The following is an 11930-nucleotide window of genomic DNA, read 5'->3' as shown; positions in this document are numbered from 1 at the left end:
ACTCAGGTACCGGCAAACCCCCATTCATGTCAGCGCTACCGGTAGACTGGCGGACAATCCCGCATCCTTGCGGGAGTCGTCGATACAAGCCGAATGACGCAGCCGCTCCCGTTTGCCCGGAGAACGGCCTGTGCTGTGCCAGAAAGGGCGCTTCGTGGCCGATTCCGGCAACCCCAACGAGAACATTCCGTCCACACCCGGTGAGAGCGCCGAGGTCACCGCCTCCGGCGAGGCGGTCGGCTCGGGCGAGGTCACGGCCTCGTACGACGCCAGCGCGATCACCGTCCTCGAGGGCTTGGACGCGGTCCGTAAGCGACCTGGCATGTACATCGGTTCGACCGGTGAGCGCGGCCTCCACCACCTCGTGTACGAGGTTGTCGACAACTCGGTCGACGAGGCTCTGGCCGGGCACGCGGACACGATCGACGTCACGATCCTCCCCGACGGCGGGGTCCGTGTGATCGACAACGGCCGAGGCATCCCGGTCGACATCGTGCCGTCGGAGAAGAAGCCCGCGGTCGAGGTCGTGCTGACGGTGCTGCACGCCGGCGGCAAGTTCGGCGGCGGCGGCTACGCCGTCTCCGGCGGTCTGCACGGTGTCGGTGTCTCCGTGGTGAACGCGCTGTCGTCGCGGGTCTCGGTCGAGGTCAGGCGGGACGGTTACCGCTGGACCCAGGACTACAAGCTCGGTGTGCCCACCGCTCCGCTGGCCCGCAACGAGGCCACCGACGAGTCGGGGACGGCCGTCACCTTCTGGGCCGACGGGGACATCTTCGAGACGACCGAGTACTCCTTCGAGACCCTGTCGCGCCGCTTCCAGGAGATGGCGTTCCTCAACAAGGGTCTGACGATCAAGCTCACCGACGAGCGCGAGTCGGCGAAGGCGACGCTGGGTGCCGAAGTCGCTGAGGTGGCCGAGGTCGCCGAGGCGGAGCAGGCCCGCACGGTCACGTACCACTACGAGGGCGGCATCGTCGACTTCGTGAAGTACCTGAACTCCCGCAAGGGCGACGTCATTCACCAGTCGGTGATCGACATCGACGCCGAGGACAAGGAGCGCCTCCTCTCGGCCGAGATCGCCATGCAGTGGAACACGCAGTACAGCGAGGGCGTCTACTCCTTCGCGAACACGATCCACACGCATGAGGGCGGTACGCACGAGGAAGGCTTCCGCGCCGCGCTGACCACGCTGGTCAACAAGTACGCGCGCGAGAAGAAGCTGCTGCGCGAGAAGGACGACAACCTCACGGGTGACGACATCCGCGAGGGCCTCACCGCGATCATCTCGGTGAAGCTGGGCGAGCCGCAGTTCGAGGGCCAGACGAAGACCAAGCTGGGCAACACGGAGGCGAAGACCTTCGTCCAGAAGGTCGTCCACGAGCAGCTCACGGACTGGTTCGACCGCAATCCGAACGAGGCCGCCGACATCATCCGCAAGGGCATCGCGGCGGCCACGGCCCGTGTCGCGGCCCGCAAGGCGCGTGATCTGACCCGTCGCAAGGGGCTCCTGGAGAGCGCCTCGCTGCCGGGCAAGCTGAGCGACTGCCAGTCCAACGACCCGACGAAGTGCGAGATCTTCATCGTCGAGGGTGACTCCGCCGGTGGTTCGGCGAAGTCCGGCCGTAACCCGATGTACCAGGCGATCCTGCCGATCCGCGGCAAGATTCTGAACGTCGAGAAGGCCCGGGTCGACAAGATCCTGCAGAACACCGAGGTCCAGGCGCTGATCTCGGCCTTCGGTACCGGGGTCCACGAGGACTTCGACATCGAGAAGCTGCGCTATCACAAGATCATCCTGATGGCGGACGCCGATGTCGACGGTCAGCACATCAACACCCTGCTGCTGACGTTCCTCTTCCGTTTCATGCGTCCGCTGGTCGAGGCCGGGCACGTGTATCTCTCCCGCCCGCCGCTCTACAAGATCAAGTGGGGCCGGGACGACTTCGAGTACGCGTACTCGGACCGGGAGCGCGACGCCCTGGTCGAGCTGGGCAAGCAGAACGGCAAGCGGATCAAGGAAGACTCGATCCAGCGCTTCAAGGGTCTCGGCGAGATGAACGCCGAGGAGCTGCGCGTCACCACGATGGACATCGACCACCGGGTCCTCGGCCAGGTCACGCTGGACGACGCGGCGCAGGCCGACGACCTCTTCTCGGTGCTGATGGGCGAGGACGTCGAGGCGCGGCGCTCGTTCATCCAGCGCAACGCCAAGGACGTCCGCTTCCTCGACATCTGAGTCGGCCGTACCAGCAAGCCGCCGCTCGAAAGGACTTTGACCAGCAATGGCCGACGAGAACACCCCTGTGACACCTGAAGAGGAACCCGCCGCCGGCGTGAGCATGCGTGTCGAGCCCGTGGGGCTCGAGACGGAGATGCAGCGCTCCTACCTCGATTACGCGATGTCCGTCATCGTCTCGCGTGCGCTGCCGGACGTACGGGACGGTCTCAAGCCCGTGCACCGCCGGGTGCTGTACGCGATGTACGACGGCGGCTACCGGCCCGAGAAGGGCTTCTACAAGTGCGCCCGTGTCGTCGGTGACGTCATGGGTACGTACCACCCGCACGGTGACTCGTCGATCTACGACGCACTGGTGCGTCTGGCGCAGCCGTGGTCGATGCGCATGCCGCTGGTGGACTCCAACGGCAACTTCGGTTCTCCGGGCAACGACCCGGCCGCCGCCATGCGGTACACCGAGTGCAAGATGATGCCGCTGTCCATGGAGATGGTCCGGGACATCGACGAGGAGACCGTCGACTTCCAGGACAACTACGACGGCCGCAACCAGGAGCCGACGGTTCTGCCGGCGCGGTTCCCGAACCTGCTGGTCAACGGTTCGGCGGGCATCGCGGTCGGTATGGCGACCAACATCCCGCCGCACAACCTGCGTGAGGTCGCGGCCGGTGCGCAGTGGTATCTGGAGCACCCGGAGGCCTCTCAGGAGGAGCTCCTGGAAGCGCTGATCGAGCGGATCAAGGGCCCGGACTTCCCGACGGGCGCGCTCGTCGTGGGCCGCAAGGGCATCGAGGAGGCGTACCGCACCGGCCGTGGCTCGATCACGATGCGTGCGGTCGTCGCGGTCGAGGAGATCCAGAACCGGCAGTGCCTGGTCGTCACGGAGCTTCCGTACCAGACCAACCCCGACAACCTGGCGCAGAAGATCGCCGACCTGGTGAAGGACGGCAAGGTCGGCGGGATCGCGGACGTCCGTGACGAGACCTCGTCGCGTACCGGTCAGCGTCTGGTCGTCGTGCTGAAGCGGGACGCGGTCGCCAAGGTCGTGCTGAACAACCTGTACAAGCACACCGATCTGCAGAGCAACTTCGGCGCCAACATGCTGGCGCTGGTCGACGGTGTGCCGCGCACCCTGTCGATCGACGCGTTCATCCGGCACTGGGTCACGCACCAGATCGAGGTCATCGTCCGGCGTACGAAGTTCCGTCTGCGCAAGGCGGAGGAGCGGGCGCACATTCTGCGCGGTCTGCTCAAGGCGCTGGACGCGATCGACGAGGTCATCGCGCTCATCCGGCGGAGCCAGACGGTCGAGGTGGCGCGCGAGGGCCTGATGGGCCTGCTGGAGATCGACGAGATCCAGGCGAACGCGATCCTGGAGATGCAGCTGCGTCGCCTGGCCGCGCTGGAGCACCAGAAGATCACGGCCGAGCACGACGAGCTCCAGGCGAAGATCAATGAGTACAACGCGATCCTGGTGTCGCCGGAGCGGCAGCGGAAGATCGTCAGCGAGGAGCTGGCGGCGATCGTCGAGAAGTTCGGCGACGACCGGCGTTCCAAGCTGGTGCCCTTCGACGGTGACATGTCCATCGAGGACCTGATCGCCGAGGAGGACATCGTCGTCACGATCTCGCGCGGCGGCTATGTGAAGCGCACGAAGACGGACGACTACCGCTCGCAGAAGCGCGGCGGCAAGGGCGTGCGCGGTACGAAGCTCAAGGAAGACGACATCGTCGACCACTTCTTCGTGTCGACGACGCACCACTGGCTGCTGTTCTTCACGAACAAGGGCCGGGTGTACCGGGCGAAGGCGTACGAGCTCCCGGACGCCGGCCGTGACGCCCGTGGTCAGCATGTCGCCAATCTGCTGGCCTTCCAGCCGGACGAGCAGATCGCCCAGATCCTGGCGATCCGTGACTACGAGGCCGCGCCCTATCTGATCCTGGCCACGAAGGGCGGTCTGGTGAAGAAGACCGCGCTGAAGGACTACGACTCGCCGCGCTCCGGTGGTGTCATCGCCATCAACCTCCGGGAGACGGCAGATGGCGCCGAAGGCACCGCCGACGAGCTGATCGGTGCGGAGCTGGTCTCGGCCGAGGACGATCTGCTGCTCATCAGCAAGAAGGCCCAGTCGATCAGGTTCACCGCGACGGACGATGCGCTGCGCCCGATGGGCCGTGCGACCTCGGGCGTCAAGGGGATGAGTTTCCGCGAGGGCGACGAACTGCTCTCGATGAATGTTGTCCGGCCGGGTACGTTCGTGTTCACTGCCACCGACGGTGGGTACGCGAAGCGGACCCCTGTCGACGAGTACCGGGTTCAGGGCCGTGGCGGTCTGGGCATCAAGGCTGCCAAGATCGTGGAGGACCGGGGCTCGCTGGTCGGCGCGCTGGTGGTCGAGGAGACGGATGAGATCCTCGCCATCACGCTCGGCGGTGGTGTGATTCGTACGCGAGTCAATGAAGTCAGGGAGACGGGCCGTGACACCATGGGCGTCCAACTGATCAATCTGGGCAAGCGCGATGCCGTCGTCGGTATTGCCCGTAACGCCGAAGCCGGTCGTGAGGCCGAAGAGGTCGAGGGGTCCGAGGACACCGAGGCTGCGACGGCGGAGGGTGCCGAGAGCACGGTCGAGGGCAATGTCGAAGGCACATCGCCTTCGGCCGGGGAGCACGAGGAGTAGAGCGTGAGTGGAGCCACGGGCGCCGGTTCGGCCGCTTCCGGAGCAGGAGCGAACGGTGCCCGTGGCCCTGCCACGGACTCCCAAGGGGGCATTGTGACGGACACCCGGGGGCCTCAGCCCCAGTACGAGGGCTACGCGACCGGGCCGTTGCCGGGTGAGCGCGAGCCCGCGCCGGGGCAGGCGAGCGGGCCGTACCACCCGCCGCAGGCGTATCCCTCGCCCGCCGGCGGGACCCAGGGCGGTCGGCCGCACGGCACGCAGGGCGGTGTGCAGGGCGTCGGCGCCGCGCAGGCGGCCCGGCGGCCGCGGACGGGGGCGCGGACGACTCCGCGTACCCGCAAGGCGCGGCTGCGGGTGGCCAAGGCCGATCCGTGGTCGGTGATGAAGGTCAGCTTCCTGCTCTCCATCGCGCTCGGTATCTGCACGGTGGTGGCGTCCGCGGTGCTGTGGATGGTGATGGACGCGATGGGCGTCTTCTCCACCGTGGGCGGAACGATCAGCGAGGCCACCGGTTCGAACGACAGCAACGGCTTCGATCTCCAGTCGTTCCTGTCGCTGCCGAGGGTTCTCATCTTCACCTCGGTCATCGCGGTGATCGACGTGGTTCTGGCGACCGCGCTGGCGACGCTGGGCTCCTTCATCTACAACTTGTCGGCGGGTTTCGTGGGCGGTATCGAGCTCACGCTGGCCGAGGACGAGTAGGGCGCCGGGTATCGATTTTGGGACTGGCCCCGACGTGCGCTAATCTTCAGAAGTCAGCGCACAGCGCGGCGGGGCTATAGCTCAGTTGGTTAGAGCGCATCCCTGATAAGGATGAGGCCACAGGTTCAAATCCTGTTAGCCCCACCAGTACGAAGGCCCCCAGCCGAATCCGGTTGGGGGCCTTCGGCATTACGGCTGACGTCCACGGTCGGCGTCATTGGGTTGGCCGTATGTCTTCCGTACTTGTTGTCGGTTACGACCCACAGGCACTGCCCGACGTCGACGCGGAGGCCGTTCGCGCGGCTCTCGCCGGGGAGCTGGGGCGGTTCGGCGAGCTCGGCATCGAAGCGGCCATGACGCTGGTCGTGTTCGACGAGTCGGCCGAGCCCGCGATCGTCGCGTCGCTGGCCGAGCGTCCGTGGGACGTGGTGGTCGTCGGGGGCGGGATCTGCAAGACCGAGCAGTTGCTTCCGCTCTTCGAGCAGATCGTGAATCTGATCCGCCGCCATGCGCCAGGGGCCGCCATCGCGTTCAACACCAGTGGAGGGGACACCGTCGAGGCGGCGCAGCGCTGGCTCCGGTGGGCGAGAAGGCCGCTGGAGGGCACGGAGAAGCCCCCGTCCGGTGTGAACCGGCCCGGGGGCTCAGTACGTCAGCGCGGCGGCTCTCAGGGTGGCAGCAGGGACGCGTCCCCCGCCGGGGCGCCGTGGGCGGCGCGGGCGGCGTTCCTGGTGTCCGTGGCGTCCGTGCTGTCGACGGACAGATGGCGGGTGGCGGGCGAGGAGCCGTGCGCCTCGGCGCGGATGCGCTGCTTCATCGTGGGTGGCAGCGCCCGGTCACGCGGAAGGGTCCATCGCACCGACGGGGTGGTCGCGGTTGCCGCGGTCGCACCCATGTGTTCCTGGGTCGTGGTGGCCGGCTCCGTGGCGCTCTGCTCCGTTGCCGTCGCCGGGGTGCTCATGAGCCCCAGTGCGGCGAGCAGGGCGAAGAGGGCGGTGACGAAGGCGGTCCAGATGCTCTTGGGCTTGAAGGTGCTCATGGCCCCTCGCTTTCGGGTGGTCCGGTTTGCTTACCTTTCTGATGATGTGGATGTGGCTCGCGATTTCATGGACCGACGCCACCGATTCGCCGATCTTCGGATGAACACCACTCGTATGGTTCAACCGGTCCTGACGGGCTTGTGCCGGGCCGCGGGCTGCGAACCGGATCCTCAGGGCGGAGCGCCCCTCGGGCGATCGCTTTTCCCTGGGCGCCAGTTGGGTCGCAGGCAGGTCACCGGTCGATATCGGTCGGTGTGTATAGTCGGGCGGCAGAAGTCCCCTACGTCAAGGAAAGACGAGGTCGCGCGGTGAAGAAGCTTCTCCTGGTCGCACTGGCCGCCATCGGCGGGCTCCTCGTGTACCGCCAGATCCAGGCGGATCGCGCCGAGCAGGATCTGTGGACGGAGGCGACTGACTCCGTGCCCGCAGGTTCGGGTGTGTGAGACAGAACAGCCTGATTGCGGGCCCCGGTCGCTGAGCGGCCGGGGCTTCGTGCTGTTGCGGGACCGTGACACCCGTGCTCTTGAGTTCACCCGAGCAAATCAATAAGTTGCGTGAGCAAAATAGCCGGGTTTTGGTCGAGGGGGCACGGGTGAAGGCACGGGACCACCGCCGTACCGCAGTCGCGGGGGCATGGATCGGCGGGGCGCTGCTCGCCCTGGTGGCGGGCGCGATGCCGGCCGTGGCGGCGCCCGCGGGCGGTGCGCCCGCCAGGGCGGAGGCGTCCGGGACCGGCCCGAGCGGCAGCTTGGTCATGGTTCTCGACTCGTCCGGCTCCATGGCGGACGACGACGGCACGGGGCACACCCGGATGGAGAGTGCCCGTACGGCCGTCGGGACCGTCGTCGACGGCCTTCCCGACGGGTATCCGACCGGACTGCGGGTGTACGGCGCCGACCGCGCCCGGGGCTGCACGGACACCAGGCTCGTGAGGCCGGTGCGCGGACTGGACCGGGCGGCCGTGAAGCGGGCCGTGGCGGCCGTACAGCCCAGGGGGGACACTCCCATCGGCCTGTCGCTGCGGAAGGCCGCCGAGGACCTTCCGCAGTCGTCGGGCGGCTCCATCGGTACGCGCACGATCCTGCTGATCTCCGACGGCGAGGACAACTGCGGTACGCCACGGCCCTGCGAGGTCGCCGAGCAGCTCGGCAAGGAGGGCATCGGGCTGCGCATCGACACCGTGGGCTTCCAGGTGAAGGGCGCGGCCCGCGAGCAGCTCGAATGCATCGCGGCGGCGGGCAACGGCCGCTACTACGACGCACCGGACGCCGAGTCGCTGGCCAGGCAGTTGCAGCGGGCGTCGCAACTCTCCGCGGACGGCTACCGGTTCCGGGGCGAGCGGATCGAGGGCACGGCGACGAGCGCGGGGGCGCCCGCGCTCGGACCCGGGCAGTATCTCGACACCATCGGTCCGGGAGAGAAGCGGTACTACGCCGTCGACCTGGACGCCGTCTCGACGGTGGACTTCTCGGCGACGGCGGTGCCGCAGCCCGGGGCGGCCGTCGACACCTTCGACGCGCTGCGCACCAGCATCGCGTACGGCACCGACAGCTCCTGCGGTTCGGAGACCGCGCACTTCTCCCAGGAGGAGGGCGCGACCCCGCTGACCGCGGCGATCGCCCGTATCCCCACCGCGCAGGGCACCGGCCTCTGCGACCGGGCGGGACGGTACTGGCTGGTGGTCGAGCGGGAGAGCAAGAAGGGCTCCGACGCCGCGCGTTGGCCGCTCGAACTCGTCCACGCGGTGGAGGCACCGCTGAAGAAGGGCATCACGCCCGCCCAGTCGCAGCCGGAGTACGGCAAGGGCGGCGAGGACGCCGTGCTGCCGTCCGGTGACCCCCGCGACGTACGGGGCGGTACCGGCTTCAACGATGCCGAGGAGATCGGCCGGGGCGTGTGGCGAGACCGGATCCTTCCGGCGCAGACCCTCTGGTACAAGGTCCCGGCCGGCTGGGGCCAGCAGGTGCGCTACGACGTGGAGTTCGCGAACGAGCCCACGGTGGAGCGGGGCGGCTCCACGTACTCGTACGGGGCGACGCAGCTGTTCACGCCCGCTCGGTTCCCGCTCACCGGAGGCGGCGAGTTCAGCCCGACGACCCTGTACAGCGGCCGACCGTCGGCCATCAGGATGGGCGGCGTGCCGGTCGCCTGGACCAATCGCTACGAGAGCGGCTCCCAGGTCCGGCCCGTGCACGCCGGGGGCGACTTCTACATCTCGGTGACGCTGGGGGCGCGGGCCGCGGACATCGCGGAGAACCCGCAGATCGGTGTGGTGCTGCGGGTGTCGGTCCTCGGCGACGAGCTGGCCGGCCCCCAGCACAACGCTCCCGTCGCAGCCAAGAAGGCGGACAAGAAGGGCAATTCGATCAGCGTCGGAGACAGCGGCGGTACCGGCGGGGCAGGATGGACCGGCATTGCGGCCGCTGCCGGGGCGGGCGCCGTGGTGGTGGTGATCGCAGGGCTCGTTTTCGTACGCGGGCGTCGCGGACGGGCCGCACAGACGACGAGGGGAAGCGCGTGATGAGGCAGCGCAACAGGGGCCGGGTGGCGCTCGCCGCGGTCGCGGCGATGTGCGCGGCGGCGGCGCTGCCGGGGCAGGCGTACGCGGCCGGGGAGCCCGCCGCGTACACCTTCGACCCCGGGGCGAAGAAGGTCGACGGTGCGGAGGCCAGCACCGATGCGTCGGCGCTGACGCCCGGATCGGTTTACCGGAGCTCGATCAAGCCCGGCCAGAAGCTCTACTACCGCCTGAACCTCGACGCGAAGACGAACGGGTACGTCTCGGCGGTGGCCGTGCCCAAGGGCGGCGGCCAGGTCGCCTACGGGGACGGCATCACGGTCAGCATCCGCGACAGCACGGACCTGCAGTGCAGCTCGGAGGACGCGCGGTTCGAGTCGGCGGAGTTCGCGCGCCCGATCGCGGCGTACGCCTACCGGATCATGGAGAAGGACAGCAGCACCTGCCAGGAAGCCGGCGCGTACAACGTCCTGATCGAGCGGGAGAGCAAGGAGACCTCGGCTCCCGACGAGTGGGACCTGGAGCTGCGCTACGAGTCGGAACCGCAGCTGAAGTCGGCCGGTTCGATGCCGACCGACGCGCCGGAGAACTGGCCGTCGGCCTCGCCCGTGCCGCCCACCACCGCCCCGCAGAAGCGGTCGGGCGGCACCAGCTACTACGACGCGACGGGCCTGGAGACCGGCGAGTGGAAGGAGGAGGGCGGCATCAAGCCGGGGCAGACCCTCTTCTACCGGGTGCCGGTGGACTGGGGCCAGCAGATCTTCGCCACCGCCACCCTGAGCAACAGCAACGCCTCGGACGAGTACATCGGCAGCGCGCTCGCGATGTCCCTGGACAATCCGGCGCACGGCCACGTCGACTCCGCGTCGCCGCTGGCGTACTCCGGTAAGCCCGCGTCCGTGTCGCTGGATCCGCTGCCCCCGGTGACGTACGAGAACCGCTACGACTCCACCAGCGGCGTCAGCGCCATGCGGTTCGCCGGCTGGTACTACCTGTCGGTGACGCTCAGCCCGGACGTCGCGAAGTCGTACGGCGACAAAGCGATTCCGCTGACCCTGAGGATCAAGGTCGAGGGGGCGGCCGGGAAGTCGCCGTACACGGGGGACGCCGGGGTCTTCTCGGTCACGCAGGACGACAGGGACATGGCGAGGAACGGCAAGAGCGGCCCGCAGGCCGTCAGGAGCGACCGGATGAAGATGGTCGGCGCGGCCGGGATCGGCGTGGGTTCGGTGCTGGTGCTCGGGCTCGGGGTGTGGACGCTGCTGGCCCGGCGCCGCGCGACCACCGCCCCGGCAGCCCCGTCCGGTGGCGACCAGCCGTACGGAGGCCCGCCGCAGGGCTGGTAGCCGGGCCGGAACCGGGCCCCGTACGGCAGGGGCCCGGGTCACCGGGCTCACGTCACCGGGCTCAGCCCTGGGTCAGCGCCCAGATGCCCACCGCGAAACAGATCAACGCCACCAGCAACACCGGGACCGCCACCTTCGGGGACGGTCCCGGACGCCTCTGGGGGGCGTGCGCGGGAGCGGGCGCCGGTGGGTGCGCCTGCGCCGGTGCTTGCGGCTGAGGCTGCGCCTGCGCCTGCGGCTGCGGCTGCCCGACGGTGTACGCGCGGGTGAGCGCCGATTCGTGCTGCACGGCGGCCGTGGGCGCCTGCGAGGGATCCGGCGCGGGAGCGGCGTAGGGAGACGCCGTGTGCGCCGTGTGCGCCGGGAGCGGGGTGTGCGGCGTGGCCTGCTGCGGAGGCGGCGGGAGGTGGAAGCTGCCCGTCTCCGACATCGGGACCGGCGGCTGGGTGTAGGGCTGCTGGGCCGCTGCCTGGCCCGGCTGGGCGTCCTGCGCGTTCTGGACGGGGGCCGTGATCGGTCCCGCGGGGCCGAAGCCGACGGGCAGCGGCCCGAGTTGGTCGAAGACCTCGACCGGCTCGTCCTCGGCCCCGGGCTCCGGCAGCATCTCGACCGCGGCCGTCAGCGCCTTGCGCGCACCCGTGGCCGTACGGAACCGGGTCTGGGGATCCGGCTGCAGCAGCCCCGCGAGGACCTGCCACAACGGCTCGGGGATCCCCTCCGGGGCAGCGGGCGTGCCGTACGAGGCGAAGTGCTCGACGATCGCCTGCGAGTCGGGCTTCTTGCCCTGCAGCAGATACAGCGCGACCAGCCCCACCGCGAACAGGTCCGCGGGGAAGTCGGGTTCCGCGCCCATCATTTGCTCGGGCGCGAAGTAACCGGGCGTCCCCACCACATAGTTGGTCTCGGTGAGGCGCGGCTCGCCCTTGCGCATGGAGATACCGAAGTCGGACAGCCGCAGATGCGGCCGCCCGGTACCGGTCGCCTCCATCAGGATGTTGGCCGGTTTGATGTCCCGGTGCACGACGCCCTCCGCGTGCACCGTGGACAGCCCGGACAGCAGCTGGTCGAGGAGCGTGCAGACGAAACGCGGAGGCAGCGGCCCGTAGTCGCCGATGACATGCGCCAGCGAACCGCCGCTCACCAGGTCCATGGTGAACAGGACCTTGTCGTCGTCCGCGGCCCAACTGGCTGGTGCGAGCACATGCGGATGCTCGATCCGCAGCGCCTGCTCGCGGACGAAGCGCAGCAGCGTGTGTGCGTCGCTCTGCTGGAGGACCTTGGCCGCCACATAGCGGCGGCGCCGGTGGTCCCAGGCCCTCCACACGGCGCCGACCCCACCACGTCCGATCGGATCGATCAGTTCGTACCGACCGGCGAAGACCTCACCCATTGCGCTGCGCCCGCTCCCAGT

General features: G+C 68.9%; 8 protein-coding genes, 1 tRNA gene and 1 pseudogene. 8 read left to right on the top strand and 2 right to left on the bottom strand.

The window, feature by feature from the left end:
* Window positions 1–130: 130 nt before the first annotated feature.
* The 5 genes and pseudogenes from gyrB to OG978_RS20460 all read left to right on the top strand — a co-directional run.
* Window positions 131–2236, top strand: a complete 2106-nt coding sequence (gyrB, locus tag OG978_RS20480) for a DNA topoisomerase (ATP-hydrolyzing) subunit B (RefSeq protein ID WP_326766621.1) — start codon at window positions 131–133, stop codon at window positions 2234–2236.
* A 46-nt stretch (window positions 2237–2282) separates the two neighbouring features.
* On the top strand, window positions 2283–4913 hold the full coding sequence (gene gyrA, locus OG978_RS20475; RefSeq protein ID WP_326766619.1) for a DNA gyrase subunit A: 2631 nt from the start codon (window positions 2283–2285) through the stop codon (window positions 4911–4913).
* Between the two features lie 93 nt (window positions 4914–5006).
* Window positions 5007–5615 carry a DUF3566 domain-containing protein gene (locus OG978_RS20470; RefSeq protein WP_326766617.1) on the top strand — a complete coding sequence of 203 codons (609 nt, stop codon included), beginning with the start codon at window positions 5007–5009 and terminating at the stop codon, window positions 5613–5615.
* 70 nt (window positions 5616–5685) lie between these two features.
* Window positions 5686–5762: transfer RNA gene (locus OG978_RS20465), tRNA-Ile, on the top strand.
* Between the two features lie 83 nt (window positions 5763–5845).
* Window positions 5846–6193, top strand: a pseudogene (locus OG978_RS20460) (hypothetical protein); the annotation flags it as partial.
* 89 nt (window positions 6194–6282) lie between these two features.
* Here OG978_RS20460 and OG978_RS20455 read toward each other — a convergent pair.
* A complete protein-coding gene (locus OG978_RS20455) occupies window positions 6283–6654 on the bottom strand; it encodes a DUF6344 domain-containing protein (RefSeq protein WP_326766616.1) in 372 nt (123 codons plus the stop codon).
* A gap of 309 nt (window positions 6655–6963) precedes the next feature.
* On the opposite strand from OG978_RS20455, the gene OG978_RS20450 reads away from it, so the two are divergent.
* From OG978_RS20450 to OG978_RS20440, 3 genes are all read left to right on the top strand, one after another.
* Window positions 6964–7098: a DLW-39 family protein gene (locus OG978_RS20450; RefSeq protein ID WP_003958712.1), complete on the top strand. Its 135-nt coding sequence runs from the start codon at window positions 6964–6966 to the stop codon at window positions 7096–7098.
* Between the two features lie 230 nt (window positions 7099–7328).
* A complete protein-coding gene (locus OG978_RS20445) occupies window positions 7329–9176 on the top strand; it encodes a vWA domain-containing protein (protein ID WP_326770100.1) in 1848 nt (615 codons plus the stop codon).
* Window positions 9176–10519 carry a hypothetical protein gene (locus OG978_RS20440; RefSeq protein ID WP_326766615.1) on the top strand — a complete coding sequence of 448 codons (1344 nt, stop codon included), beginning with the start codon at window positions 9176–9178 and terminating at the stop codon, window positions 10517–10519. Before OG978_RS20445 ends, OG978_RS20440 begins: the two co-directional genes overlap by 1 nt.
* A gap of 61 nt (window positions 10520–10580) precedes the next feature.
* Here the strand turns inward: OG978_RS20440 and OG978_RS20435 are convergent, their stop codons facing one another.
* A complete protein-coding gene (locus OG978_RS20435) occupies window positions 10581–11909 on the bottom strand; it encodes a serine/threonine-protein kinase (protein ID WP_326766614.1) in 1329 nt (442 codons plus the stop codon).
* Window positions 11910–11930 lie beyond the last annotated feature (21 nt).

Source organism: Streptomyces sp. NBC_01591 (genome assembly GCF_035918155.1).
GTDB lineage: Bacteria > Actinomycetota > Actinomycetes > Streptomycetales > Streptomycetaceae > Streptomyces.
This window is presented reverse-complemented; position numbering and strand designations above follow the sequence as displayed.